This window comes from Micromonospora arida, from assembly GCF_042873195.1.
Lineage (GTDB): Bacteria > Actinomycetota > Actinomycetes > Mycobacteriales > Micromonosporaceae > Micromonospora > Micromonospora arida.
The window spans coordinates 369,709-395,980 of the sequence record NZ_JBIALC010000001.1; the positions used below are offsets into that span (position 1 = coordinate 369,709).

26 protein-coding genes and 1 tRNA gene are annotated in these 26,272 nt (G+C 71.8%); 17 read left to right on the forward strand and 10 right to left on the reverse strand.

The genetic code is table 11. From position 1 onward, the window contains the following. The first annotated feature begins 234 nt into the window (after window positions 1-234). Entirely contained in the window at window positions 235-795 is a 561-nt protein-coding gene (locus ACFYP0_RS01830) for a hypothetical protein (RefSeq protein ID WP_355496199.1), read from the forward strand. Window positions 796-1,039: 244 nt separating this feature from the next. Here the strand turns inward: ACFYP0_RS01830 and ACFYP0_RS01835 are convergent, their stop codons facing one another. Then, on the reverse strand, window positions 1,040-2,479 hold the full coding sequence (locus ACFYP0_RS01835) for an MFS transporter (protein WP_355496196.1): 1,440 nt from the start codon (window positions 2,477-2,479) through the stop codon (window positions 1,040-1,042). An 85-nt stretch (window positions 2,480-2,564) separates the two neighbouring features. After that, window positions 2,565-2,801 carry a hypothetical protein gene (locus ACFYP0_RS01840; protein WP_355496193.1) on the reverse strand — a complete coding sequence of 79 codons (237 nt, stop codon included), beginning with the start codon at window positions 2,799-2,801 and terminating at the stop codon, window positions 2,565-2,567. Between the two features lie 148 nt (window positions 2,802-2,949). On the opposite strand from ACFYP0_RS01840, the gene ACFYP0_RS01845 reads away from it, so the two are divergent. Together ACFYP0_RS01845 and ACFYP0_RS01850 are read left to right on the forward strand one after the other, a co-directional pair. Further along, window positions 2,950-4,110, forward strand: coding sequence for a geranylgeranyl reductase family protein (locus tag ACFYP0_RS01845; RefSeq protein ID WP_355496190.1), 1,161 nt, complete (start codon window positions 2,950-2,952; stop codon window positions 4,108-4,110). Window positions 4,111-4,173: 63 nt separating this feature from the next. Then, entirely contained in the window at window positions 4,174-4,371 is a 198-nt protein-coding gene (locus ACFYP0_RS01850; RefSeq protein WP_124854379.1) for a hypothetical protein, read from the forward strand. Between the two features lie 59 nt (window positions 4,372-4,430). Here ACFYP0_RS01850 and ACFYP0_RS01855 read toward each other — a convergent pair whose 3' ends face one another. Beyond that, on the reverse strand, window positions 4,431-6,221 hold the full coding sequence (locus ACFYP0_RS01855; RefSeq protein WP_124854378.1) for a bifunctional metallophosphatase/5'-nucleotidase: 1,791 nt from the start codon (window positions 6,219-6,221) through the stop codon (window positions 4,431-4,433). A gap of 185 nt (window positions 6,222-6,406) precedes the next feature. On the opposite strand from ACFYP0_RS01855, the gene ACFYP0_RS01860 reads away from it, so the two are divergent. Further along, on the forward strand, window positions 6,407-7,309 hold the full coding sequence (locus ACFYP0_RS01860; protein WP_355496186.1) for an SDR family oxidoreductase: 903 nt from the start codon (window positions 6,407-6,409) through the stop codon (window positions 7,307-7,309). Between the two features lie 181 nt (window positions 7,310-7,490). Here ACFYP0_RS01860 and ACFYP0_RS01865 read toward each other — a convergent pair whose 3' ends face one another. Further along, window positions 7,491-8,150 (reverse strand): nucleotidyl transferase AbiEii/AbiGii toxin family protein, encoded by a 660-nt coding sequence (locus tag ACFYP0_RS01865; protein WP_386993975.1) that lies wholly within the window; start codon window positions 8,148-8,150, stop codon window positions 7,491-7,493. Continuing rightward, on the reverse strand, window positions 8,147-8,488 hold the full coding sequence (locus ACFYP0_RS01870) for a hypothetical protein (RefSeq protein WP_091400038.1): 342 nt from the start codon (window positions 8,486-8,488) through the stop codon (window positions 8,147-8,149). Before ACFYP0_RS01870 ends, ACFYP0_RS01865 begins: the two co-directional genes overlap by 4 nt. A 788-nt stretch (window positions 8,489-9,276) precedes the next feature. Between ACFYP0_RS01870 and ACFYP0_RS01875 the strand changes: the two genes are divergently transcribed. The 7 genes from ACFYP0_RS01875 to selB all read left to right on the forward strand — a co-directional run bounded on the left by ACFYP0_RS01875 (window position 9,277) and on the right by selB (window position 19,145). Further along, window positions 9,277-9,843, forward strand: a complete 567-nt coding sequence (locus tag ACFYP0_RS01875; protein ID WP_124860275.1) for a hypothetical protein — start codon at window positions 9,277-9,279, stop codon at window positions 9,841-9,843. A gap of 480 nt (window positions 9,844-10,323) precedes the next feature. Beyond that, window positions 10,324-13,596: a formate dehydrogenase gene (gene fdh / locus ACFYP0_RS01880; protein ID WP_355493455.1), complete on the forward strand. Its 3,273-nt coding sequence runs from the start codon at window positions 10,324-10,326 to the stop codon at window positions 13,594-13,596. Continuing rightward, window positions 13,544-14,698, forward strand: a complete 1,155-nt coding sequence (locus ACFYP0_RS01885; protein WP_355493456.1) for a 4Fe-4S dicluster domain-containing protein — start codon at window positions 13,544-13,546, stop codon at window positions 14,696-14,698. Before fdh ends, ACFYP0_RS01885 begins: the two co-directional genes overlap by 53 nt. Next, on the forward strand, window positions 14,695-15,951 hold the full coding sequence (gene nrfD / locus ACFYP0_RS01890; protein ID WP_356977861.1) for an NrfD/PsrC family molybdoenzyme membrane anchor subunit: 1,257 nt from the start codon (window positions 14,695-14,697) through the stop codon (window positions 15,949-15,951). The genes ACFYP0_RS01885 and nrfD overlap by 4 nt, the downstream gene beginning before the upstream one ends. Window positions 15,952-15,964: 13 nt before the next feature. Beyond that, window positions 15,965-16,060 (forward strand) — tRNA-Sec (locus tag ACFYP0_RS01895). 23 nt (window positions 16,061-16,083) lie between these two features. Beyond that, entirely contained in the window at window positions 16,084-17,388 is a 1,305-nt protein-coding gene (gene selA, locus ACFYP0_RS01900) for an L-seryl-tRNA(Sec) selenium transferase (protein WP_356977859.1), read from the forward strand. Window positions 17,389-17,390: 2 nt separating this feature from the next. After that, window positions 17,391-19,145 (forward strand): selenocysteine-specific translation elongation factor, encoded by a 1,755-nt coding sequence (gene selB, locus ACFYP0_RS01905; protein WP_356977857.1) that lies wholly within the window; start codon window positions 17,391-17,393, stop codon window positions 19,143-19,145. Window positions 19,146-19,174: 29 nt separating this feature from the next. Here selB and ACFYP0_RS01910 read toward each other — a convergent pair whose 3' ends face one another. Further along, window positions 19,175-20,215 carry an NAD(P)-dependent alcohol dehydrogenase gene (locus ACFYP0_RS01910; protein ID WP_124855470.1) on the reverse strand — a complete coding sequence of 347 codons (1,041 nt, stop codon included), beginning with the start codon at window positions 20,213-20,215 and terminating at the stop codon, window positions 19,175-19,177. 96 nt (window positions 20,216-20,311) lie between these two features. Between ACFYP0_RS01910 and ACFYP0_RS01915 the strand changes: the two genes are divergently transcribed. From ACFYP0_RS01915 to ACFYP0_RS01935, 5 genes are all read left to right on the forward strand, one after another. Beyond that, entirely contained in the window at window positions 20,312-20,920 is a 609-nt protein-coding gene (locus tag ACFYP0_RS01915) for a TetR/AcrR family transcriptional regulator (RefSeq protein ID WP_124855472.1), read from the forward strand. Between the two features lie 55 nt (window positions 20,921-20,975). Continuing rightward, entirely contained in the window at window positions 20,976-21,713 is a 738-nt protein-coding gene (locus ACFYP0_RS01920; RefSeq protein ID WP_356977854.1) for a hypothetical protein, read from the forward strand. A gap of 58 nt (window positions 21,714-21,771) precedes the next feature. Further along, on the forward strand, window positions 21,772-21,969 hold the full coding sequence (locus ACFYP0_RS01925; RefSeq protein WP_030327722.1) for a hypothetical protein: 198 nt from the start codon (window positions 21,772-21,774) through the stop codon (window positions 21,967-21,969). A 79-nt stretch (window positions 21,970-22,048) separates the two neighbouring features. Continuing rightward, on the forward strand, window positions 22,049-23,326 hold the full coding sequence (locus tag ACFYP0_RS01930; RefSeq protein ID WP_124855476.1) for a hemolysin family protein: 1,278 nt from the start codon (window positions 22,049-22,051) through the stop codon (window positions 23,324-23,326). 72 nt (window positions 23,327-23,398) lie between these two features. After that, the gene (locus ACFYP0_RS01935; protein WP_036410487.1) at window positions 23,399-23,584 is read left to right on the forward strand and encodes a hypothetical protein; all 186 of its coding nucleotides are present in this window, start codon (window positions 23,399-23,401) and stop codon (window positions 23,582-23,584) included. Window positions 23,585-23,589: 5 nt separating this feature from the next. Here ACFYP0_RS01935 and ACFYP0_RS01940 read toward each other — a convergent pair whose 3' ends face one another. Then, window positions 23,590-24,240 (reverse strand): hypothetical protein, encoded by a 651-nt coding sequence (locus ACFYP0_RS01940; protein ID WP_356977852.1) that lies wholly within the window; start codon window positions 24,238-24,240, stop codon window positions 23,590-23,592. Between the two features lie 133 nt (window positions 24,241-24,373). Here ACFYP0_RS01940 and ACFYP0_RS01945 point away from each other — a divergent pair, with 133 nt between their 5' ends. Beyond that, a complete protein-coding gene (locus ACFYP0_RS01945) occupies window positions 24,374-24,577 on the forward strand; it encodes a hypothetical protein (protein WP_124855480.1) in 204 nt (67 codons plus the stop codon). Here ACFYP0_RS01945 and ACFYP0_RS01950 read toward each other — a convergent pair whose 3' ends face one another. From ACFYP0_RS01950 to ACFYP0_RS01960, 3 genes are all read right to left on the reverse strand, one after another. After that, window positions 24,578-25,054 carry a hypothetical protein gene (locus ACFYP0_RS01950; RefSeq protein WP_124855482.1) on the reverse strand — a complete coding sequence of 159 codons (477 nt, stop codon included), beginning with the start codon at window positions 25,052-25,054 and terminating at the stop codon, window positions 24,578-24,580. It lies immediately after the preceding gene. After that, window positions 25,051-25,263, reverse strand: a complete 213-nt coding sequence (locus tag ACFYP0_RS01955) for a phosphatidylethanolamine-binding protein (RefSeq protein ID WP_088948250.1) — start codon at window positions 25,261-25,263, stop codon at window positions 25,051-25,053. Before ACFYP0_RS01955 ends, ACFYP0_RS01950 begins: the two co-directional genes overlap by 4 nt. Window positions 25,264-25,362: 99 nt before the next feature. Beyond that, complete coding sequence (locus tag ACFYP0_RS01960; RefSeq protein WP_124855484.1) at window positions 25,363-26,244, reverse strand: universal stress protein; 882 nt, start codon at window positions 26,242-26,244, stop codon at window positions 25,363-25,365. Window positions 26,245-26,272: the final 28 nt, after the last annotated feature.

Below are 26,272 nucleotides of genomic sequence, written 5' to 3' on the forward strand. Positions count from 1 at the left end.
CCACGATGAGGGTGCCCGGTAGGCGGGCCACCCCGGAATGATCCCGGCCCCCCGGTCGTTACACAGGGACCGGCGCCGCGAGCCCCCCGGCTCGCCAGGTCGCCGACGCCCGACACGAGCGTCACCCCCAAACTTTTCCTCTTTGTTTGTGCAGCGCCGGACGAGGTGCTCACACCCTGCCGCCGCCCCCCCTTTTGGCGGTCGGGTGTTCTACCCCCGAAGGAGCTACCCCTCATGAATACGATCTTCCGTAAGAGCATGCTGTCTGTTGCTGGTCTCGCGTTCGCCGGTGGTGTGTTCGCCGGCCCGATCGCCGCCCACGCCAACCCGGTGGATGCCAAGCCGGTCGCGGTGGCCGTGCAGTCGGCGGCGCCGAAGCCGCAGGGCGAGCAGTCCCACATCACCCTCAACGACGAGCAGAGCGCCAACGTGAAGGCGATCATCGCCGCCACGAAGAAGGCCGGTCTGCCGGAGCGGGCCGCGGTCATCTCGATCGCGACGAGCCTGCAGGAGTCGAAGCTGGAGAACCTCGGCCACCTCGGCGACAAGAACGACCACGACTCGCTGGGCCTGTTCCAGCAGCGCCCGAGCTCGGGTTGGGGCACCCCGGAGCAGATCACCGACCCCGCCTACTCCACCACCGCGTTCCTCAAGGGCCTCAAGCAGGTCGACGGGTGGCAGGACATGCCCCTGACCGACGCCGCGCAGACCGTGCAGGTGTCGGCCTACCCGGACGCCTACGCCCAGTGGGAGCAGCAGGCCACCGACCTGGTCGGCCAGCACTGGAACAGCTGACCCGCACCACCACAGAACAACAGCACAGCACCACCAGCACGACACCGACCGCTGGCCGGCACCCGCAACCCCGGGGTGCCGGCCAGCGGCACTTCCGTGCCCTGACCCCGCACAAACCGCACCACGAAACCGACTTGCTGACCAGGACCGCGGACCGGGACCGGCACCGCCACAGGGACCGGCACCAGCACCGGCACCGGCACCGGCACCCACACCCGGGGAGCCGGCCAGCGGCGTACCCCGGTCAGTTCTTGTGGTTGTGGGTGCGCCTGATATCGATCAGCGCGGCGATCAGCGCGAGCGCGATGATGCCGGTGGCGAGCATGAGGGACTGTTCGAAGGCGTTGGTCCAGTCCCCGCGGCTGTCGGCCAACGTGGAGAAGAACAGCGAGCCGACGGCGGCGATGCCGGCGGCGGCGCCGATCCGCTGGCCGGTCTGGAGCATGCCAGCGCCGCTGCCCGCCTGATCGACCGGCACCTCGGAGAGGGTGATCGTCTGGTTGGGGGCGATCACCAGCCCGCTGCCGATGCCGGCGACGAGCAGCGGGCCGGCGGTGACCCAGGGCGCCGGGGCGTCCGGGAAGAGGCGCAGTGCGATCACCGTGGCGGCCAGTCCGACCACCACGGTGAGTAGTCCGATGGCGACCAGTGGTCGGCCGAAGCGGTTGACGATGCGGCCACCGAGCACGGCGGCGGCCGCGGAGCCCAGGGCGAAGGGGGTGATGGCCAGGCCGGCGACGAGCGCGCTGTAGCCGAGCCCCATCTGCAGGAACAGGGTGAAGATGAAGAAGATCGCGGTGAAGCCTCCGAAGTAGACGAGCGCCAGGATCGAGCCCAGCGTGTACGACTGGAAGCTGAACAGTCGGAGGTCGAACAGGGGCTGGTGCTGGCGTGCGTACCGTCGTTCCCAGAGCCCGAAGGCGACCAGCACCGCCAGGCCCACCGGGATGAGCGCCCACTTCCATGGGGTCCGCCACTGCTGCTCCTGCACCAGTGGCAGCAGGACGAGGACCACACCGACGCCGAGCAGCAGGACGCCGAAGGGGTCGAGTCGATGCCAGCCGGGTTGGCCGCTGGGGCGGCCGGGCAGCAGCCGCCAGCCGAGGATCACCGCGAGGACACCGACCGGCACGTTGACGAAGAAGACCCAACGCCAGCCGTGTTCGTCGCCGCCGATGGCGATGAGCAGTCCGCCGAGCAACGGCCCGACGGCGGTGGAGATGCCGATGGTGGCGCCGAGGATCCCGAACGGGCGGGCGCGTTCGGGCCCACGGAACAGTTCCTGGATCAGCCCGATGACCTGCGGGTTGACGACGCCGGCGGCGGCGCCCTGCAGCAGTCGGGCGATGACCAGCCAGGTCGGGGAGGTGGCGAGGCCGGCGAGCGCGCTGGTGATGGTGAACAGCGCGATGCCGAAGACGAACGCGTTGCGCCGACCGCGGGCGTCGCCGAAGCGGCCGGCGGGCACCAGCGCCAAACCGAAGGTGAGCGCGTACCCGGAGAGAATCCACTGCAGGTCGCTCGACGACGCGTGCAGCGCCCGGTCGATGGAGGGCACGGCGACGTTGACGATGCTCACGTCGAGCAGCGTCATGAAGGCGGCGACGAGTCCGACGCCGACGGCCTGCCAGCGTCGTCGGTTCTCGGCGGCGGTCACCGGCTGCGGCGTCTGCGCCGCGCTCATCGCGCCCCCCGTCGACCCTCGGTCATCCATGGGTGACCGCTACCCGGGTCTTCGGGGGGCGAACCGTACCGGTTGGTTCCGCGGGTCACGCCATCTGGCGGGCGCAGAACCGGGGACCGAAGTCGAGGCCGGCCATCGGCGAGTCCTCGCGGTGCAGTAGGCCCTTCTCGGTGAGCAGGTGCAGAGGGCTGCCCACCTGCTCCTCGGTGAGCCCGGATTCCTGGGCGATCAGGTCCGGGTAGGGCACCTGCCCGCGTGCCTCAAGGGTGGTGACCGCCTGGTACACCCGTTGCTCGGCCTCCGACAGTTGCACCTGCTGCATGGTTCCTCCTTTTGCTCGTCCGCCACTGCGGTGGCGGCTGCCGTGCGCCGGTTACCCCCTCGTTGCCCGAAGATGCACACCCGATCGGGCGGTCGCGACGGCGGGCGGGTCCGGCGGTCGGGCCGGGGAGGTGCCCTAGGCTGCTTCCGTGATCGTTTGGGATCTCGTCGTTGTCGGCGCTGGCCCCGCGGGGCTGTCCGCGGCGCACGCCGCTGCCCGTGCGGGCGTCTCCACCCTTGTCGTCGAGCGAGCCGTTCACCCGCGGTACAAGACCTGCGGCGGTGGCCTGATCGGCACCTCGCTGGCGGCCGTTCAGGATCGGATCGAGGTGCCCGCGCACGACCGGGTGGACCGGGTGACGTTCACCCGCGACGGCCGTCGGGAGTTCACCCGCCGCAACGGCAGTCCGGTGGTGACGATGGTGCGCCGCGAGGAGTTCGACGACCGGCTGCGCGCGGCGGCGGTCGCCGCCGGCGCGCAGCTGCGGGAGCGGGTCGCGGTCCGCGCGATCGAGCAGGACCCCGAGGGGGTACGCCTGCGGCTGGCCGACGGTACGACGATCGCGGCTCGTGCCGTGATCGGGGCGGACGGCTCGTCGGGGGTGACCGGGCGGCACGTCGGAGTTCGGTACCGGCAGGTGGATCTGGGTCTGGAGTTGGAGGTTCCGGTGCCGCCCGTCGAGCAGGAGCGGTGGCGGGGCCGGCTGCTGCTGGACTGGGGTGCCATGCCGGGTTCGTACGCCTGGGTCTTTCCGAAGGGTGACCGGCTGACCGTCGGCGTGATCGCCGCACGGGGGGCGGGGGAGGGGACCCGCGACTACTTGCGGCGGTTCGTCGACCGGTTGGGTCTGACCGGGTTGCCGGCGGAGCACGACTCCGGTCACCTGACCCGTTGTCGGGCGGAGGATTCACCGTTGCGCAACGGCCGGGTGCTGGTCGTGGGGGATGCGGCGGGTTTGCTGGAGCCGTGGAGCCGGGAGGGCATCAGCTTCGCGTTGCGCTCCGGCGAGCTGGCCGGAGCTGCGGTCGCGAGCGGTGACCTGGCCGGGTACGAGCGGGCGGTGGCCGAGCGTCTGCTGCCGGAGATGCGGGCGGGCTTCCGGCTGCTCGACGTGTTCACCCGTCGCCCGGAGGTGTTCCATGCCCTGTTGGCGACCCCGCCGGGCTGGCGGATGTTCGTGCAGTTCTGCCAGGGGCGGGCGAGCTTCGACGAGATGCTGCGACGCCGGCCCATCCGGGCCGCACTCGCGGTGCTCGACCGGTTGTCCCACCCGTCGCGCCAGGCCACCACTGCTCACCCAGGATCCTAGGACGCCTTACAGGGTGTGTGCTCGGCTACTGGTGTCGACCGGCGTACCCGCCGGACAATCACCGTGGAGCAGCAGCAGGAGGCGCTGATGACCGAGCAGCCGTTCACCGACGACGAGTACGCGTTTCTGCGCCACGCGCGGTTCGGGGAGTTGCCGCCCGCCGTCCGTCCCGACGAGCGGGTGGCCCTGACCGAGACCGATCCCGGGCGCGACCGGCCGGAGGAGTCCGAGGACCCGATCCGCTGGAACGTGCAGGGCTGAGAACGCGCGACGGGCCGCGGGTATGTCGCCACCCACGGCCCGTTCGTGATGCGCTGCGGTCAGAAGACCGGCACGCCCTCGCGGACCAGACGCCAGTTGGGCTGGAAGAAGTCGGCCGGGTCAATCGTCCCCTTGGCCTGCGCCCAGTCGATGAGCAGCTGACGGATCTCCTGCTGCGCGTTGTAGACCTGGGTCTTCACGATGCCGGGGAAATTGCCGCCGCCGCTGCGCCGGTAGTTGTTCACCGCCACCACGAACTGGGCGTTGTCCGCCACCGGAGTGTCGGTGCCGGACAGCACCAGGCGGGTGATCCGCTGCCCGACCGGCTTGGAGATGTCGATGTCGTAGTCCAGGCCGGAGAAGACGTCGTAGTTGTAGTCCGGCACCGCCGGGTCACTGATCTGCTCCGGGTCGACCGGGGCACCCGGTGCGAACGTACGGAAGTACTTCGCCGAGTACTCCAGGTAGGCGCGCACCTCGGCCCCGCTGAGTACGACCGCCTCGAGGGTGTTGTCGTACACGTACAGGCCGGCCACGTCGCGGATCTTCACGTCGCCGGCGGGGAAGACGGCGGTCCGGCTGAACGGCGCCGCGATCGACAGCACCGGAAGGTCCGCGTACGCCGTGCCGGCCAGCGCCGCGCCGACCACCTCGGTCTGCACGTGGTTGATGAAGTCCAGGATCGGCGTGTCCTTGTACCGCGACTCCGCCGCCGACAACTCCACAGTGGACGTGGCGACGACCTGGTTGACGTACGCCACGGTCTTCTGGTGCTGGGCCCGCACGGCGGCGAGCACCTTCGGGTCCTCGACCACCGTGTTGGTGTTCAGCATCGTGGCGGCCTTCTTGGTGATCGTCCACCGGCCACGCTCACGGGTGAGGGTGAAGTCCATCCGGGTGAGCCGCTGGCCCCACTTCGACGGCTCGGAGAGCAGCACCTGCGTGCCGGTGCGCTCGTTGGTGACGAACCGTTCGACCACCTCGTTGTGCGCGTGACCGAAGAGGATCGCGTCGATCCCCGGCACCTGCTGGGCGATCAGCGCCACCGGGTTCTCGTTCGGCAGCTCCGGGCCATAGCTGGAGGTGCCGCTGTCACCGCCGTGCGCCGAGATCAGCACGAGGTCCGCGCCGCGGGCCCGCATGATGGGCACCCACTTCGCGGCGGTCGCGATCATGTCGTCGAAGCGCAGCTTGCCCTCGACATTGCCCTTGTCCCAGATGGCCACACCGGGATTGGTCAACCCCAGGATGCCGACCCGCAGGGTCGGCGCGGCGAAACCGAGGGAGACCTTCTTGATGACGTACGGCAGGAAGGCCGGCTTGCCGGTCTTCGCGTTGACGGCGTTGGCGGCGAGCGCCGGGAAGCCGAGCTGGCGGATCCACAGGTCCAGCAACGGCAGGCCGTAGTTGAACTCGTGGTTGCCCAGGGTCACCGCGTCGTAGTCGATGACGTTCATGGCCCGTGCCATCGGGTGCTTCTCCCCGGTGGCGGTGATCGGCTCCTGCTTGGCGTAGTACGTCGCGAGGGGCGTGCCCTGGATCGTGTCGCCGGCGTCGAGCACCAGCGTCGCCTTGCCGCGCCGCTCCCGACGGATCTGGTTGATGAGGGTCGCCAGCTTCGCCACGCCGATGTCGTTCTGCTTGCTGTCGTCGTACTCGGCGTCGCGGTAGTAGTCCCAGTTGTAGACGTTGCCGTGCGTGTCCGACGTGCCCAGGAGGGTGAGGTCCCAGGTGCGCGGCCGGGCCGCGCCGGCCGCCTGCGCGGGCGCGGCGGCGATCAGCGGGGTGGTCGCCGCGGCCGCCGCGGCGACGAGCACCTGGCGGCGCGACGGGCCGGAGGGAGAGGTCATGACGTGCCTTTCCATGGGGGTGGACGCGCCTCGTGAGCGCCTTGCGCACCATAACCAGCAGCGGGCACTACCGCCACGGCAGCCCCGATCGTTGCAGCGGTTTCCGCAGGCCGACGCAGGGTAGGGCGGTCAAGGACGGTATTCGCGGGAGACCCCGCTTCCCGCGCGCAGCGAGGAGATTTTCAGTGAGCGAGGACCAGCACACCCAGCAGGACCCGACCAGCCAGTACGGCGGGCAGTCCGGTCAGCCCGCGCAGCAGCAGTCAGCGCCCGGCTCGACCGGGGAGATGACCCCGAAGCCGGACCACGGGGAGGAGTCGTACCGGGGCAGCGGCAAGCTCGACGGCAAGCGGGCGCTGATCACCGGCGGTGACTCGGGGATCGGCCGGGCGGTCGCGATCGCCTTCGCCCGGGAGGGCGCGGACGTGCTCATCTCCTACCTCAGTGAGGAGGAGGACGCCGACGCCCGGGAAACCGTCCGGCTGGTCGAGGCCGCCGGTCGGCGGGGCGTCGCGGTACGCGGTGACATCACCGACGAGGCGCACTGCCAGGAACTGGTCGACCGGGCGGTGCGCGACCTGGGCGGCCTCGACGTCCTGGTCAACAACGCGGCGTACCAGATGTCGCAGGACAAGGGGATCCTCGGCATCAGCACCGAGCAGTTCGACCGGGTCTTCAAGACCAACCTGTACGCGATGTTCTGGCTCTGCAAGGCCGCCATTCCCCACCTGGCCGAGGGGTCGGCGATCATCAACACGTCGTCGATCCAGGCGTTCGACCCGTCGCCGCAGCTGCTGGACTACGCGACCACGAAGGCGGGGATCGCCAACTTCACCAAGGCCCTCGCCGCCGACCTGGCCGAGCAGGGCATCCGGGTCAACGCCGTCGCACCGGGGCCGGTGTGGACGCCGCTGATTCCGGCCACCATGCCGGAGGAGAAGGTGAAGCAGTTCGGCACCGACACCCCGCAGGGGCGTCCCGGGCAGCCGGCTGAGCTGGCGCCCGCGTACGTCTTCTTCGCCTCGCAGGAGTCCAGCTACGTTACAGGCGAGATCCTGGGGGTCACGGGCGGTCGACCGACCAAGTGACCCGCCGCCGGGTGGGCGTTCGCGCGGGATGCCCACCCGGCGCTGTGGCTCGCTCGCGTCGCTTGTTCGCGCGGCCCGTTGGTGGTGCGGCTCGTTGGCGTGGCCGTTGGTGGTGCGGCTTGTTCGCGTCGCTTGTTCGCGCGGCCCGTTGGTGGTGCGGCTTGTTCGCGCGGCTCGCTGGTCAGCGTGGCCAGGCGGCGAAGCGTTGCCGGATCTCGGCGACGTCGGCGGCGCCCAGGCCGTACCGGCCGAAACGCTGGTCGGAGAGCCGGTCCAGGTAGCGGCCGGCGGCGCGCACGTCGTCCGGGTCCAGCGCGGGGTCGACCTGCCGTGCCAGCACCAGCAGTTCGGTCACGTCGTAGTGGTCGAGGGCCGCGGCCACGTCGATGAAGTCGCGAACCTCCCGCCGGTTGACCAACGCCGCGATCTTGTTCGCCACCAGGTCCCGAACGTCCATCACCGGCCCCAGGTCCATCACCACCGGGCTCTGCTGGCGGTCCAACCGGGCGAGGCTGAGCCGGATCTGCCGTCCGTCGCGGCTCACCACGAAGTCCTTCATGTCCTGCTCGTACCCGTCGAACAGCTCGGCCAGCTCACTGTCCGGGTCGGCATCACTGACGATGAACCCGGCCCGCTCCAGGGCCACCCGCACCCCGGCGGACGCCGCCGCAGCAGCGCCCTCCACGTCCGCGAGGAGGTCCACGTCCTCCGTCGGGCGGGCCACCAGCCCGTGCGCCGCCCACGCCACCCCACCACCCAGAACGAACCGGTACGGCCCGGCGGCGGCCAACGCCACCCGGGCCACTTCCCGGTAGAACTCGTGCAGATGAGGTTCGATCACGCCGCGCGCAGGCCGCGGTGCCGGCTCTCCCACGCCTGGCGTACGCCCCGAGGCAGGTTGAGCAGTCGCCACACCCGACGCAGCGTCCGCCCGTTGATCAGAGCGCGCAGATCGTCGGCCCGAGTGGTCTCGCGAAGCACGTTCTCGTACATCCAGAGCAGCTGGTCGGGGTCGCCGAGGTCGAAGGTGCGCTCGGCGTTCCACATCAGCCGCACCGGCAGCTCCACCACACCTCGGGTGGGGCCAGCAAGCTCGGCGAGCGTCCGCGCCACCACGGCGGGGCGACCCGGGCGGGCCAGAAAGGCCACGCCGGTCGCGGTGGGGGAGACGGCCTGCATGGTGTCAGGGTAACGCCCACCAGAGCCGGTGTCGCTCAGGTCGATCCCAGCACGCTGCTCCAGGCGCGCCGGCCTGGCCCTCATCGCCTAGAAGTTTGTCCGGTTTACGCTAGCTGGTGCGCTCGGCCCGTTCGTGATCGACTCGGGTTCCTTGATATCGCGGTGTCCGGGAGTCTGGGATGCCCCGACTTCCGTAAACCCGAGTGGATCACGCCCGGCCAGGGTGGTTTGGGGTCGCACGAGCCCGGCCGCGTGGGTGGTTTGTCCGTTGGTGGGTGTTTGTGGGTGGTGACCGGGCGCACTCGTGGGCCGGAATCGTGGCCGGGCCGGGGTCGTTACATACCCTGACGATCGCAGTACCACCGACCCGCCACCGGACCCCTTGAGGGCTGGTCGCGCAGGTTGGAATGCCAGCCTCCACCCGGTCGTTACAGTCCCCACGAACGACCGCAGGCACCGCCACGATGAGGGTGCCGGCAGGTGGGCCACCCCCGGAATGACCCCCGGCCCCCGGTCGTTACAACCCCGCGGACGGCCGCAGGCACCGCCTCGATGCGGGTGCCGACGGGATGGGCCAGCCCCGGAATGACCCCGGCCCCCCGGGTCGTTACACAGGGACCCGGCGCCACGAGCCCCCGGCTCGCCAGGTCGCCGACCCGACGCCCGACACGGCGTCACCCCCCAAACTTCCCCCCCTTGCATGTGCAGCGCCGGACGAGGTGCTCACACCCTGCCGCCGTCCCCCCTTTTGGCGGTCGGGTGTCCTACCCCCGAAGGAGCTACCCCTCATGAACACGATCTTCCGTAAGAGCATGCTGTCTGTTGCTGGTCTCGCGTTCGCCGGTGGTGTCTTCGCCGGCCCGATCGCCGCCCACGCCGCCACCCCGGCCGTGGACGCCAAGCCCGTCGCGGTGGCCGTGCAGTCCGCGGCGCCGAAGCCGCAGGGCGAGCAGTCCCACATCACCCTCAACGACGAGCAGAGCGCCAACGTCAAGGCGATCATCGCCGCCACCAAGAAGGCCGGCCTCCCGGAGCGCGCCGCGGTCATCTCGATCGCGACCAGCCTGCAGGAGTCGAAGCTCGAGAACCTCGGCCACCTCGGCGACAAGAACGACCACGACTCGCTGGGCCTGTTCCAACAGCGCCCGAGCTCGGGTTGGGGTACCCCGGAGCAGATCACCGACCCCGCCTACTCCACCACCGCGTTCCTCAAGGGCCTCAAGCAGGTCGACGGGTGGCAGGACATGCCCCTGACCGACGCCGCCCAGACCGTGCAGGTGTCGGCCTACCCGGACGCCTACGCCCAGTGGGAGCAGCAGGCCACCGACCTCGTCGGCCAGTACTGGAACAGCTGACCCGCACCACACCATCGCAGAACCAGCGCACCTAAGCACCACCCGCACGACACCGACCGCTGGCCGGCACCCCCTACCCGGGGTGCCGGCCAGCGGCATCTCCGTGCTCCGCAACCCGCAGATCTTGGACACTTTCCGTCCGCGCAGAACGGAAACTGTCCAAGATCTCGCGGCGCAGGGCCGAAGCGCGGTGCGACAGCGGTGGGGCGGCGGGGTGCGGGAACAACGTCGGGTGCGGGCTGGTTGTGGAGGGTGTCGGTGTGACTCAGTGTCCCCGGGCCTCACCTAATATCGCCTTCGCGGAATACCGTTCGGCTGGAGCCGCGTCGTGCCACTCGCCGAGAGGCGACCTGCACACCGACACCAGCGCCGCCCCCGGCCCACCGGCCGGGGGCGGCGCTGTCTTGCTTCCTCGGTTCGCGAACCTGTCTCAGTTGACCTATCTTCAGAGGGTCGCTCGCGCGGGAGGGGGTGTCGGGGTTGGGTCTACGGACCTTTATCGAGGGTTGGCCGGTCTACCGCCAGCTCACCGGCACGGACCCGCTGGGCCGGGGTGCCGCGGCGAAGTCCGACGGGTCCCGCGCGCTCACCGCCCGCACCGAGGACGCCGACAGCGTGGCCCGTTCGGTCTGCCCGTACTGCGCTGTTGGTTGTGGTCAGCGGGTGTTCGTGAAGGACGGGCAGGTCAGTCAGATCGAGGGCGATCCGGACAGCCCGATCTCGCGGGGCCGGCTCTGCCCGAAGGGTTCGGCGAGCAAGAGTCTGGTCACCAGCCCGCTGCGGCAGACCACGGTCCGCTATCGCCGGCCGTACTCGACGCAGTGGGAGGATCTGGAGCTCGACACCGCGCTCGACATGATCGCCGACCGGATGCTCGCGGCTCGTGAGCAGACCTGGGAGGACGTCGACACGCAGGGCCGGCCGCTCAACCGGACGCTGGGTTTCTCCAGTCTGGGCGGGGCGACGCTGGACAATGAGGAGAACTACCTCATCAAGAAGTTGTTCACCGCGATGGGGGCTCTTCAGATCGAGAACCAGGCCCGTATTTGACACTCCTCCACCGTCCCCGGTCTGGGGGCCAGCTTCGGTCGTGGCGGTGCGACGGATTTCCAGCAGGACATCGCCAACGCTGACGTCATCGTCATTCAGGGTTCGAACATGGCCGAGGCGCACCCGGTGGGTTTCCAGTGGGTGATGGAGGCCAAGCGTCGGGGGGCGAAGGTCTTCCACGTCGACCCGCGTTTCACGCGGACCAGCGCGGTGGCTGACTCGTACCTGCCGATCCGGGCGGGCACCGACATCGCGCTGCTTGGTGGGGTGGTGCGCTACATCCTGGACAACGAGTTGGACTTCCGGGAGTACGTGCTGTCGTACACCAATGCGGCGACGATCGTGAGCGAGAGGTTCAGCGACACCGAGGACGGCGACGGGTTCTTCTCCGGGTTCGACCCGGAGACCGGCACCTACGTGCAGGACAGCTGGCAGTACGAGGGCAACGAGGGCTCTTCCGGCAGTGGGCACACGGCCAAGGAGCGCGACAGCGCGTCCGGGCTGGAGCACGAGTCGCACGGCGCGCAGGTCGACGGGGACACCCCGCGGGACGAGACGTTGCAGCACCCGCGCTGCGTCTACCAGATCCTCAAGCGACACTTTTCCCGCTACACCCCGGAGATGGTCGAGCGGGTCTGTGGCATCCCGCAGGACAAGTTCCTGGAGCTGGCTGAGGCGTGGACGCGGAACTCCGGCCGGGAACGCACGGGGATGCTGATCTACTCGGTGGGCTGGACGCAGCACAGTGTGGGTGTGCAGTACATCCGCACCGGCGCGATCATCCAGCTGCTGCTCGGCAACATGGGTCGTCCGGGTGGTGGGGTCATGGCGCTGCGCGGTCATGCCAGCATCCAGGGCTCCACGGACATTCCGACGCTGTTCAACCTGCTGCCGGGTTACCTGCCGATGCCGCACCACGCCGACCACCCGACCTTCGACGAGTGGGTGGACAGCATCCGGCACCCTGGCCAGAAGGGCTTCTGGGGTAACGCCGGATCGTTCGCCGCCAGCCTGTTGAAGGCGTACTGGGGTGAAGCGGCGACACCGGAGAACGACTACTGCTACGGCTATCTGCCCCGGATGACCGGTGACCACGGCACCTACCAGCAGGTGCTGAACATGATCGACGGCAAGATCAAGGGCTACTTCCTGCTCGGGCAGAACCCGGCGGTCGGTTCGGCGCACGGCCGGGCGCAGCGGCTCGGCATGGCCAACCTCGACTGGCTCGTGGTCCGCGACCTGTTCATGATCGAGAGCGCGACGTTCTGGCAGAACGGCCCCGAGGTCGCCACCGGGGAAATCGTGCCGGAGGAGTGCCGCACGGAGGTGTTCTTCCTGCCCGCCGCCTCGCACGTGGAGAAGGAGGGCACGTTCACCCAGACACAGCGGTTGTTGCAGTGGCGGGAGAAGGCCGTCGAGCCGCCGGGTGACGCCCGCTCCGAGCTGTGGTTCTTCTACCACCTGGGGCGACGGCTGCGCGAGAAGCTGGCCGACTCGCCGCTGCCGCGCGACCGTGCGCTGCTCGACCTCACCTGGGACTACCCCACGCACGGTCCGCACGCGGAGCCGAGCGCCGAGTCGGTGCTGCGCGAGATCAACGGGTACGACGTGGCGAGCGGCCGTCCGCTGTCCAGCTTCGCGGAGGCCCGCGCGGACGGCTCGACCGCCATCGGCTGCTGGATCTACACCGGGGTGTACGCCGACGGCGTCAACCAGGCGGCCCGGCGCAAGTCCCGACACGAACAGGACTGGGTGGCCGCCGAGTGGGGTTGGGCGTGGCCGGCGAACCGGCGCATCCTCTACAACCGTGCGTCGGCGGACCCGGAGGGCAACCCGTGGAGTGAGCGCAAACGCTACGTCTGGTGGGACGCCGAGAAGGGCGAGTGGACCGGTCACGACGTGCCGGACTTCGAGAAGACCAAGCCACCGTCGTACCGGCCGCCGCCCGGCGCGTCCGGGACGGAGGGCATCGCCGGCGATGACCCGTTCATCATGCAGGGCGACGGGAAGGGCTGGCTGTACGCGCCCAGCGGTGTCCTGGACGGACCAATGCCCACGCACTACGAGCCGGTGGAGTCGCCGGTGCGTAACCCGCTCTACGGACAGCAGGCCAACCCGACCCGCAAGATGTACGCGCACCCGGTGAACTCGGTGAACCCGAGCCCGCCGGAGCAACACAGTCAGGTGTTCCCGTACGTGTTCACGGTCAGCCGGCTCACCGAGCACCACACCGCCGGTGCGATGAGCAGGACGGTGTCGCCGCTGGCCGAGTTGCAGCCGGAGATGTTCGTGGAGGTGTCCCCGGAGTTGGCCGTCGAACGCGGCCTCGCCCACCTGGGCTGGGCGCACCTGGTCAGTGGTCGTGCGGTGATCGAGGCGAAGGTGTTGGTGACCGACCGGCTCACCCCGTTGCGCGTCGAGGACCGGTTGATCCACCAGGTCTGGTTGCCGTACCACTTCGGTTTCGAGGGTCTGGTGACCGGCGACTCGGCCAACGACCTGTTCGGTATCAGCCTGGACCCGAACGTGCTGATCCAGGAGAGCAAGGTCGGCACCTGCGACGTGCGGCCCGGCCGCCGACCGACCGGGCCGGCGCTGCTGGACCTGGTGGCCGACTACCAGCGGCGCGCCGGGATCAACCCGGGCCACAATGCCCCGGCGGTCACCACCGACAGCGAGGGAAAGGAGCACCGTGCTTCCTGACCCGAACAGCCTGTACGGCCCGCTGGACCCGGCACCTGACGCGGGCTACGAGAACGCGCCGCCGCGGATGGGGTTCTTCACCGACACCAGCGTCTGCATCGGGTGCAAGGCCTGCGAGGTGGCCTGCAAGGAGTGGAACGGCGTCCCGGAGAACGGCCTCGACCTGCTGGGTATGTCCTACGACAACACCGGCGCGTTGACCGCGAACTCCTGGCGGCACGTCGCGTTCATCGAGCAACCCCGGCCGGCCGGTCACCGCACTCCGCCGTTCGCGGGAACGCCGACCGACGGATCGGCCAGCGCGGCGTCGGCGGCCGCGGCGGCTGGCACCAGCGAGCGCACCGGCACGGATCCGGGTGTGCCGACCGGCACGCCGTCTGCCGCCGCCCGGATGGCCGGGGGCGGGCCGGCGGACGTGCTCGGCGCGATCGCGGCCGACCCGACCGCCGCGGGCCGGGGTGGCGCGGGTCCGCAGTTCCTGGGGATGCCGGGGGCCCAGCCACCGGGCCGGGGCACGGGCGTCGAGGAGCGTACGGATTTCCGGTGGTTGATGATGTCGGACGTCTGCAAGCACTGCACGCATGCGGCGTGCCTGGACGTCTGCCCGACGGGTTCGTTGTTCCGGACCGAGTTCGGCACGGTGGTGGTGCAGGAGGACATCTGCAACGGCTGCGGTTACTGCATCTCGGCGTGTCCGTACGGCGTCATTGACCAGCGCAAGGACGACGGTCGGGCGTGGAAGTGCACGCTGTGCTACGACCGGTTGGGCGCGGGGATGACTCCGGCGTGCGCGCAGGCGTGCCCGACCGAGTCGATCCAGTACGGGCCCCTGGACGAGCTGCGTGAACGCGCCGCCGCCCGGGTGGCGACGTTGCACGACCGGGGGGTCCCCGAGGCCCGCCTGTACGGGCACGACCCGAACGACGGCGTGGGCGGTGACGGGGCGTTCTTCCTGCTCCTGGACGAACCCGAGGTGTACGGGCTGCCACCCGACCCGGTCGTGACCACCCGCGATCTGCCGAAGATGTGGAAGCGCGCCGGCCTCGCGGCCCTCGCCATGGCGGCGGCGACCGTCGCCGCGTTCGTCGGAGGTTCCTCATGACCCCACCGGGCCCCGTGGGCGACCGGTTCCGTCGCTTCCGGGAGCGGCTCGCCGCCGAGGGCGACGACCGACCACAGGTGAGCGACGACCGCCCCAGCGCCACGAGCGGTGCAGCGGCCATGAGCGGCGAGGAGGCCACGAGCGGTGGCGACCATCCGACCGACAGGGGCACCGCAGCCAGCAGCCGCCGGGGTGACCTGACGGCGCGGCGGAGCACCGAAGCCGGGGGCCGGCAGGGGCGGCGGCGCAGGCGGCGCGGCGGTGGCGGCGAGGAACTTCGGGTGCCGGAGGCGGAGTTCACGTCCTACTACGGTCGGCCCATTTTGAAGGCGCCGGTCTGGAAGTGGGACATCGCCGCGTACCTGTTCACCGGAGGGCTGGCCGCCGGCTCGTCGCTGCTGGCCGCCGGTGGGCAGCTCACCGGGCGGCCCGCGTTGCGGCGCGCCGGTCGGGTCACCGCGTTGGCCGCCGTCAGCGCCAGCGCCGTCTTCCTGGTGAAGGACCTGGGCCGGCCGACACGGTTCCACCACATGCTGCGGGTGGCCAAGCCGACCTCGCCGATGTCGATGGGCACCTGGATCCTTACCGCGTACGGGCCGGCGGCGGGCGTCGCCGCGATCGCCGAGGCGGCCGGTGTGCTGCCCCGGCACGGTCTGCTCGGGCTGGCCGGCCGGGCGTTGCCGCCGATCGGGCACGCCGCTGGGCTGCTTGCCGCCGGCACCGCGCCGGCGCTGGCCACGTACACCGGGGTGTTGCTGGCCGACACGGCGGTGCCGTCCTGGCACGAGGCGTACCCCGAGCTGCCGGTGATCTTCGCGGGCAGCGCCCTGGCCAGCGGCGCCGGCGTGGGTCTGCTCGCCGCGCCGCCGGCCCAGGCGGGGCCGGCCCGTCGGATGGCGGTGGCCGGCGCGGCCCTGGAGCTGTACGGCGCGCATCGGGTGGAGACCCGCCTCGGCCTGCTCAGCGAGCCCTACCGGTTGGGTCGGCCGGGTCGGTTGCTGCGCGCCGGGCGGTTGCTGACCGCCGGCGGGGTGGCGGGTGCTCTGCTGGGCCGGCGCAGCCGGGTGGTCGGGGCACTCTCGGGGACCGCGCTGCTGGCCGCGTCGGTGCTGACCCGGTTCGGCATCTTCTACGGCGGCGTCGCCTCGGCCCGCGACCCCCGCTACACGGTGGTGCCGCAGCGCGAACGGGTCGAGGCGCGGCGAACCGGCATGGATCTTCCATCTGATCGGGCGGTGCCGCCCGGGGTGTGATCGAATGTCCGGTGGAGGCGTTCAGGCGGCTGGTGCCCCTCCCGGTCTTCAAAACCGGAGTGGTCCGGGACCCGGGCCAGGCGGGTTCGATTCCCGTCCGTCTCCGCCACACCGCTTGCAGGAGATGACGTGATGGGCGACGGCCCGGTGGACCCGCGACGTCGGGTGCCCCGTACGGACACGCTGCTCGCCGACCCGGTGCTGGCCACCGCCGCCCTGACCCTCGGCCGGGAGCAGGTCAAGGCGATCGTCTCCCATGCGCAGGGCCGCGCCCGCCGGGGCGAGCTCAACCCCGACGAGGTACGCGACGCGGCGGTCGCCGCGTTGCCCACGCCCGGCCCGCGGGTGGTCCTCAACGCCACCGGTGTCGTGCTGCACACCAACCTGGGTCGGGCGCCGTTGTCGTCCGCCGCGGTCGCCGCGGTGGTGGCCGCCGCCGGGCACACCGACGTCGAGTTGGACCTGGTCACCGGCCGGCGGGCCCGTCGCGGCCGGGGCGCGCTCGACGCGCTGGCCGCCGCGGTGCCCGACGCGGGCGCCGTGCACGTGGTCAACAACGGCGCCGCCGCGCTGGTGCTGGCCGCCACCGCGATGGCCGCCGACCGGGAGATCGTGGTCAGCCGGGGCGAGCTGGTCGAGATCGGCGACGGTTTCCGCCTGCCCGACCTGCTGGAGAGCACCGGTGCGCGGCTACGCGAGGTGGGCACCACGAACCGCACCACCCTCGCGGACTACGCTGCTGCGCTCGGCCCGCAGACCGGCTTCGTGCTCAAGGTGCACCCGTCGAACTTCCGGGTCACCGGCTTCACCTCCGCCGTCGGGGTACGGCAACTGGCCACGCTCGGGGTGCCGGTGGTCGCGGACATCGGCTCCGGGCTGCTCGGCGCGGACCCGCTGCTGCCCGACGAACCGGACGCGGCCAGTACCCTGCGCGCGGGCGCCGCGCTGGTCACCGCCAGCGGCGACAAGCTGCTCGGTGGGCCGCAGGCGGGGCTGCTGCTGGGTGACGTCGAGGTGATCGAGCGGTTGCGTCGCCACCCACTGGCGCGGGCGCTGCGGGTGGACAAGCTCACCCTGGCCGCGCTGGCCGCCACCCTGCACCAACCGGACACTCCGACCCGGGCGGCGTTGCACACCGACCCGGGTGCCCTGCGTGAACGGGTCGAGCGGCTGCGGGACCGGCTCGGCGCGGACGGCCGCAAGGCGGAGGTGGTGCCGGCCGTCGCGGTGGTCGGCGGGGGCGGCGCCCCCGGGGTGGAGTTGGACTCGTGGGCGTTGAGCCTGCCCGAGCGGTACGCGGTGCCGCTGCGCACCGGAGACCCGCCGGTCCTGGGTCGGGTGGTGCGCGGCCGGCTCCTGCTCGACCTGCGCTGTGTGCCCGCCGACGCGGACGAGGCCGTCCGCGAGGCCGTGCTGCGCGTGCCCGGGGAGGACTGAGCGTGTTCGTCGTCGCGACCGCCGGGCACGTCGACCACGGCAAGTCGACACTGGTCCGGGCGTTGACCGGGATGGAACCCGACCGGTGGGCCGAGGAACGCCGCCGGGGGATGACCATCGACCTGGGTTTCGCCTGGACGACCCTGCCGTCCGGCGGCACCGTCGCCTTCGTCGACGTACCCGGGCACGAGCGGTTCGTGCCGAACATGCTCGCCGGGGTCGGCCCGGTCCCCGCGGCGCTGATCGTGGTGGCCGCCGACGAGGGCTGGATGCCGCAGTCCGCCGAGCACCTGGCCGCGCTCGACGCGCTCGGCGTCGCGTACGGCCTGCTGGCGGTGACCCGCGCGGACCTCGCCGATCCGGGGCCGGCGACGGCCCGCGCCCGCGCCGAGATCGCCGAGACCAGCCTCGGCGTGGTGCCTGCGGTGGCGGTCAGTGGCCTGACCGGTGCCGGCCTGCCGCAGCTGCGGGCGGCCCTGGACCGGCTCGCCGCCCAACTGCCCGCGCCGGCGCTGGACGACCCGGTCCGGCTGTGGGTGGACCGCAGCTTCACAGTGCGGGGCAGCGGCACCGTCGTCACCGGCACCCTCGGCGCCGGGCGGCTGCGCGTGGGCGACGAACTGGAGCTGGCCGGCGCCGACGAACCGGTCCGGGTCCGTGGCCTGCACTCTCTGGGCGAGGCCCGACCGGAGGCGGCGGCGGTCGCCCGGGTGGCGGTCAACCTGCGCGGGACGCCCCGCGACCGGCTCGGCCGGGGCGACGCGTTGCTCACCCCGGGCCGGTTTCACCACACCGACCTGGTCGACGTCCGGCTCGCCGGCGACCCGGCCGCCGACCTGCCGGCCACCCTCACCCTGCACGTCGGGTCGGCGGCGGTGCCGGTACGGGTGCGCCCGCTCGGCCCGGACACCGTCCGGCTGCGGCTGGCCCGCCCGCTGCCGTTGCTGGCGGGTGATCGGGCGCTGCTGCGGGACCCGGGCCGCCACCACGTCAGCGGCGGGGTGCGGGTGCTGGACGTGGCACCCCCACCGCTGGGTCGACGGGGTGCGGCCGCCGCCCGCGCCCAGGTCCTCGCCGAGTTGGACGGTCGACCCGACCTGGCGGGGGAGCTGCGCCGTCGCCGGCTGATCCGGGCCGGCGCGTTGATCCGGATGGGTGTGCCGGTGCACGCCGAGCCGGTGGCCGGTGACTGGCTGGCCGACCCCGCACACTGGCGGCGGCTCGGTGAGCAGCTGACCGAGGAGGTCGCCCGGCACGCGCGGGAACACCCGTTGGAGCCCGGAATGCCGGTGGACGCGCTGCGTCAGCGCCTCGCCCTGCCCGACCGGGTGCTGGTCGAGGTGCTGGTCCGGCCGCCGCTGCGGATCCACGCTGGCCGGGTCGGGGCGGCGAGCGCCAACGCGCTGCCCGAACCGGTGGCCCTGGCCGTGCAACGGGTCCGCGCCGAGTACGGCGACCGGCCGTTCCGCGCCCCCGAAGCGGACCGCCTCGTCGACCTCGGTCTGGGCCCCCGAGAGATCGGCGCCGCGGTGCGGGCCGGCGCCCTGCTGCGGCTGGCCGACAACGTGGTGTTGCTGCCCGACGCGCTCGACGACGCGGTGCGGGTGTTGGCCGGGTTGCCGCAGCCGTTCACCCTGTCGGCGGCGCGGCAGGCGTTGGACACCACCCGCCGGGTGGCGGTGCCCCTGCTGGAGCTGCTGGACCGGCGGGGCGCGACCCGCCGGCTGCCCGACGACGCCCGGATCGTCGTCACCTGAGCGCCGCGCCGTGACCTCGCCAACCACCGTCAGTCCAGGTCGGACATGTCCAGCACGAAGCGGTAGCGGACGTCGTTTCGCCGGAGGCGGTCGAGTGCCGTGCCCACCTGCGCCGACGGGAGTACCTCGATGTCGGCGGTGACGCCGTTGTCGGCGCAGAACTGGAGCATCTCAGCTGTCGAGCGGCGGCCTCCGCTCCCGGCGGAGCTGAGCTTCTTGCGGCCGACAAGCAGGTCGGTGGTTTCGACTGTCACCGGACCCAGGTATCCGAGCAGGCTGAGGGTGCCGTCCATCGCCACGAGATTCAGATACGGGGCGAGGTCGTGCGGTGCGGAGATGGTGTCGATGACGAGGTCGAAGGTGTCGCGGGCAGCAGCCATCTGCTGGGGATCGGTGGAGTCGACGAGGTCGTGTGCGCCGAGCCGGCGGGCGTCGTCCCGCTTGTCCAGGGTGCGGCTGATCACGGTCGTGGTAGCGCCGAGTGCCACGGCCATCTTGACCGCGAGGTGGCCCAGGCCGCCGAGCCCGGCCACGGCGACGCGAGTGCCTGGGCCGACGCGATGGGAGCGCAGGGGCTCCCACACGGTGACGCCGGCGCACAGCAGCGGGGCGGCTGCGGCCGGGTCGAGGCCGGCGGGGAGCGGGTAGGCGAAGGTGTTCCGCACGACGTATTCGCGGGAGAAGCCACCCAGGGTCGTCGACCCGTCCTGCCGGTCTGTGCCGCCGTAGGTAAGGGTCGGGAAGGAGTGGCAGAAGTTCTCCTGTCCGGCTGCGCACATGGCGCAGGCGCCGCAGGAATCGACGATGTTGCCCACCGCGACGCTTCCGCCGATCGAGAAGCTGGTCACGTCGGGGCCGGCGGCGGTCACCACGCCGGTGAATTCGTGACCCGGCACCAGTGGTGCGTCGGTGTGCTGGTCGTAGTCGCGCAGGGCGTGCAGGTCGCTGTGGCAGACCCCGCAGTAGTCGACCCGCACCGCGATGTCGTCTGGGCGGAGGTCACGGCGCTCGATCGGGGCACGCCGCAGCTGCGTCGGGCCGGTCGCTCGCCAGCCAGTGGTCCTTCGCATGATCGACTCCTTTAAACAGACTGTTCGGTCTGTTGCAGCCTAGGTCGAGCGGCGAGCCGAAGCAAACCAACTGTTCTGTTTTGCTAGTGTGGAAACATGCCGGAGCAGCCCCTGACCTCGCGAGGTGCCGCGACCTACCAGCGCATCCTGGACGCCGCCACCGAGGAGTTCGCCCAACACGGCATCGCCGGGGCCCGCGTCGAACGCATCGTGACGGCGGCCCGCACCAACAAGGCGCAGCTCTACGCCTACTTCGGGGACAAGGAACGACTGTTCGACGCGATCTTCCTCAGCTCGCTCGAACGCATCACCAACGTCGTGCCCATCGACGCCGACGATCTCGCGGACTGGGCCGTTCGCCTCTACGACGAGTACCTGCGCCGCCCCGACCTCATCCGGCTCGCGACGTGGACGCGGCTGGAACGCCGGCCCGCCGGACACCTCGTCGAGACCCACCAGCACTACGACGATCGCAAGCTCACGGCAATCGCCGAGGCCCAGGCCGCCGGACGGATCCGCGGTGGTGACCCGTTCGACATCATGGCCCTGGTCATCGCGATGTCCATGGCCTGGTCGCCGGTGAGCAACGTCTATGCGGCCAGCAGTCAGGAACCCGACGACGTGCATTCCCGACGTCGTGCTCTGCTTCGCGAGTGCGTCCGGCGAGCCACAGTGCCGACGGACCAGGATCAACCTGACCGCTGACCGCCGCGACCGATCCGGTGCTGACACGGTTGCGCCGAGATGCGACGGTGGGCTGATGGTCGAGCTGTCCCCGTCCCGGTCGCGGCCGGGCGATGGTCGGTGGCGCGTCGTCTCGGTGGCGCTGCGCTGGGGGCTGCCGGTGCTGTGGGTGCTGTGGGCCGGTCTGGCGTGGTGGGTCGAGCCCCGCGCGTCGACCGAGGCCCAGCTCGACCGGGATCTCGCGGCCGGCCGGGTGGTGAGCTACCAGCGGGCGTACGGCTGGGCCGACGACGGCGCGTACTGGGGGAGCCAGCCGCGTGTGCAGTACGCGGCCGACGGGGGGATGCTGACCTGGACCGTGTCGAACGGCCAGAACCGGTACGCCGCTGGGGCGCCGCTCGCCTCTGACTCGTCCACCGTCGGGCCGGACTCGTCGGCGAGCACCGGGTGGGACGCGCGGCGTGCCGCAGTCGACGATTCGTGGCAGGCCGGGGGCGGCACCGCGCACCGGATCGGGAACGCCGCGGCTTTGCTCGCCGGTGTGCTGATCGTGCTGTGGCTGGGCCGCTTGATCGCCGGCGCGCCGCCGCTGGCCGGCACCCGGTGGTTCTGGTTCTGGGTCGGGCTCCTGCCGTTCGGGGTGGGTGTGCTGGCCTGGACCTACCGGGAGCTGTGGAGACCACCGCCGGTGCCGGTGCCTGACCGGGGCTCGGGGTGGCGTGGGTTCGGCTGGCTGATCCTCGCCGCGGTCGGCATCAACCTCCTGGTGTCCGTTGCCCGCATCGTGTTCGGGACGACGGTGGTGCCGGGCTGAGCCGGCGATGCCGGGCCAACCGGCCCCGAGGTCGGCGATGGTCACCTACGGTGACGCCATGGACCCTTCGGCGGTCTGGCGGGACCGGCAGCACCGGTGGCGGATCGAGGCGTACCGCGCGCCGGACCTGCGCTTCGCCATCTACGCCACCAACGGCCCCACCGAGTCGGTGCCGCTGTGGCTGTTCGGGATGTCGGCGCTGGCCCGGTGGCTGATGACCCACGCCATCTCGCTGGACGACCTGGAGGTCGACTGAGCGGTGCGCGGTCGCAAACCGGGCCCGCGCCGCGCCCCGCTGCGGTTGAGTGACCTCAGGCGGCGGACGGGGGTACGCGATGGGCGGTCAGCTCGGGCAGTTGGCGTTGGTGGCCGTGCTGGTGCTCATCAACGCCGCGCTCTCGGGCAGCGAGATGGCGTTGGTGACCCTGCGGGAGGGGCAGTTGCGGCGGCTGGGCCGGCGCAGCCGTGCCGGCGACCGGTTGGTGCAGCTGTCGCGCGACCCGAACCGCTACCTGGCCACGATTCAGCTCGGCATCACCCTGGCGGGGTTCCTGGCCTCGGCGGCGGCCGCGGTGTCGTTGGCCGGTCCGCTGGTCGGGCCGTTGGGTTTCCTCGGCGGGGCGGCGCGTCCCGCCGCGGTGCTGCTGGTGACCGTGCTGCTGACGTTCGTCACGCTGGTGCTCGGGGAGTTGGCCCCGAAGCGGCTGGCCATGCAGCGGGCCGAGCGTTGGGCGCTGCTGAGCGCGGGCCCGCTGGATCTGTTGGCCCGGGTGTCCCGGCCGGCGGTGTGGCTGCTCAGCCGGGCCACCGACGCGGTCGTGCGGCTCGCCGGTGGTGACCCGCGCGCCAACCGGGAGGAGATGACCGAGGAGGAGTTGCGGGAGATGCTGGCCAGCCAGCGCGGTCTGTCGGCCCAGCAGCGGGAGATCCTGACCGGCGCGTTCGACATCGCCGGCCGGACGTTGCGGGAGATCCTGGTGGCCCGGCGGGAGGTGACGACGCTGCCGGCCGGTCTGGCCGCCGACGAGGGGGTCCGGCGGCTCGCCGCCGCCGGGCGGTCCCGCGCTCCCGTCACCGGCCCCGGCGGCCTGGACGACGTGCTCGGGGTGGTGCACATCCGCGACCTGGTGCGGGCCGGCACCGCCCCGGTGGGTGAGCGGGTCCGGGATCCGCTGCTACTGCCGGTGACCCTGCCGGTCGCCGACGCGATGCGTCAGCTGCGGCAGGAGCATCAGCAGTTGGCCCTGGTGGTCGACGAGCACGGGGGCATCGACGGCATGGTCACCATGGAGGATCTGCTGGCCGAGGTGGTCGGCGAGTTGTACGACGAGACCGACCGGGACGTGCGCGGGGTCGTCCGGGAACCGGACGGGTCGCTGCTGGTGCCCGGCGACTTCCCGCTGCACGACCTGCCCGACCTGGGGGTGCGGCTGAGCTTTCCGTTGTCCCGGGACTACACGACGGTGGCTGGTCTGGTGCTGGCCCGACTACGGCACCTGCCGGACTCCCCGGGTGAGACGGTGCGGCTGCCCGGGCTGACCCTGCAGGTGGTGGAGGTCGCCGACCGGGCGGTGCGCCGGGTGCGGCTCCGCGGATTCGTCACCGAGCGCTGAGCACTCACCCGAAAGGTTGACAAAAGGTCCAAATAGGCAAGCGGGGAACGCTGTCCGCCTACCGTGCCAGACGTGAAGGACCGAGGGTTGCGTACGTTCGTCACGGTGCTGGCCGGCCTCGCGGTGATCTACTTCGGCAGCGCCGGCCGCAGCCCCGAGGAGGGCCGTGGCATCTCCGGCGGGGTGGTGGTCCTGGCGTTGCTCGCCGCGCTGCTGGTGTGGCACCTGACCCGCCCGGGGGACAAGACGGTCAAGTGAGCGCCTCAGCGGGCGGCGGCGCGGGTGACCTCACCGGCGGACTCCTCACCCAGCGCCACCCTGACCAGGGCTGACGCGAGCCGCCCGAAGTCCGGTTCGTCGACGAGACCGGCGAGCCGGTCCGGGGATCCCGGCAGGCCCAGCCGCTTCGCCCCGGCCAGGGCCCGACGGTCGGCGTACGGGCGCACGTCCGACCAGACCGTCTGCGCCTCGCGCAGGTAGATGTCCGCTCCGGTGGGGCCGATGCCGGGGAACTCGGTGAGCCGCCGCCGCAGCCCGGCCGGGTCGCCCTGGGCCTCCCGGTGCAGGCGTCGCAGGTCACCGTGCCAACGGTCCAGGCACAGTCGGGCGCCGGTGCCGAGCATGGTGGCGGTCCGCTCGTCGTAGCGGCGGTAGTGACCCCGACCCAGCGCGTCGACGCGGTCCTGCCAACTGGCCGCCTCCATGGCCTGTGGGGTGCGGTAGCCGGCGGCGAACAGCTCCCGCGCCGCGTCCACCGCCACGCACGCCCGGATTCGGGTGCTCAGCAGCGTGGTCAGCACCAGCAGCTGATACAGCGGCCCTGGCCGGTCGGCGAGCCGGATGCCGGCCTCCTCGGCGTACGTGCGACCACGTCGGTCGAGCAGGACCCGCACCACACTTCGATCATTGCCCACTCCGGTGGGTTACCCACTTGAGGACCCGCTAGCCGTCGCACCGGTGACGGTGGCCGGAATGCCGCCGGGGCGGGCGGGTATGCGGCTGTGGAGGCGGTCGATGCCGCCTGCCGCACCCGGAAGGGAGACACCCGTGGTCAATCCCCAGCAGGAAGAGCTCCGGCGCAACGCCAAGGGAGCCACCAGCCAGGACAGCAAGGGGCCCAATCCGACCGGGCACCCGCTCAACCGTGGCTCGTCGCGCGGGGACGCCGGTCGACCGGTGCCCAAGGGGCAGGTGTCGCCGTACGGCCCGGCCGGTGAGCCGGTGGCCGAGGACGACAGCGACACCCGCTGACTAACGACCGCGGCCTGGCGGCCGCCGCAACCTGTTCCAGGTGGCGGCGGCCGCCAGCCCGTATGCGAGGTGCGGGATGATGTCGGAGATCCAGTCGGAGCGCCGCCAGGTACGCGGGTCGCTGATCCCGAACACGGTGATCGACCCGTCGGTCATGGTCATCACACCCGCGCCGAGCAGACCGATGGCCACCGGCAACGGCTGACGTCGACCACCGGCGTAGAGGGCGAACCCGACGCCCGCGGCGACGCCCAGCCCGTAACCGATCAGCGGCCCGAGGCCCGAGCGGCGGTTGGCCGCCCGGGCCCCGTTTCCCAGGTCCACGTGCGCGATCCCGGCCAGCCGGTCGACGGTCTCCTGGGGGACGTCACTTTCCGGCCGTCCCCGTAGCGCCATGTCGAGGTAGCTGACCACGTTCAGAGCGGTGCTGCCGACGGCGCCCGCGATCGCGCCGTCGGCCACGTCGACCCTCCTCACTTCGGGTCGCCCGGTTCGCGCTCGCTCTTCGGGCCGTACGTCCGCTCACCGCGCACCACGCCTCGTTGACCGCGATCCTCCTGGAGGATCCGGTTCGCGACCTGGTTGGCCTTGCCGTCGGGTACTCGGCGCCCGGAGTCGTCGATCGCGTTGCGCAACCGCGCGCGCTGCTTGTCGTACGCGTTACTGCCCGGCCGTGGTCCTGGCATCTGTGCCTCCTTCGTCGGTCTGGGCACCTGGTGCTGCCCACCGTCCGCTGGGCCTACCGCGGCCGTCTACCCGTCTGGTGGCGGACCAACCCCGGCGCGCTACCGGGGCGCGCGGACCACGACCACCGGGCACTGCGCGTGGTGCAGCATCGACTGGCTCACCGACCCCAGCAGCAACCCGGTCACCTCGCCGCGCCCGCGCCCGCCGACCACCGCCAGTTGGGCGGAGCGGGACGCCTCGGCGAGCACGGTGCCGGGTCGGCCGTGCAGCACCTGGCACGTCAACCGCAGACCCCGATGGTCCTCGGTGAGCCCGGTCAGCCACCCGGCGAGCATCCGCTCCTGCTCGCCGCGCAGCTTCGCCTCGTCGTACACCAGGGGTTGCATGTCGCCCGGGCCGCTGCTGCCGGGGTGCCGGTAGGCGTGCACCGCCACCAGCGGCACGCCGAGCGACACGGCGGTCTCGGCGGCGAAGTCCGCCGCCCGCCGGGAGGCGTCCGAGCCGTCGACCGCGACCAGGACCGGCTCGTCGGGTCGTTGCGTGCCGCGCGCGACCAGCACCGGGCAGTCGGCGTACGCGGCGACCTGCACCGCGACCGAGCCGACCAGCAGCGCGGAGAAGCCACCCAACCCGCGATCGCCGAGCACGATGAGCGCGGCGGTGGGGGATTCGCCCACCAGCACCGCGGCGGCCTCACCGTCGATGATCTCGCCGGAGATCGACAACCCGGGCACTGTCGCCTCGGCCTCGCGCACCGCGGCCTCGACCAGCTCCTCTGCCTGGTGGCGCAGCCCACCGCCGGGCGGCGCGTCCGGGGCGGGGGTGACCGGTACGTGCAGCAGCGGCCAGATGAAGCCGTGCACGACCCGCAGCGGTCGGTGCCGGCGCGCGGCCTCGGTCGCGGCGAGGCGCACGGCGCGCAGCGCCGACTCCGAGCCGTCGACGCCGACCACCACCGCCGCGTTGTTCGCCGAGTTCACCGCCCACCTCCGCTCGCGGCCAGTATCG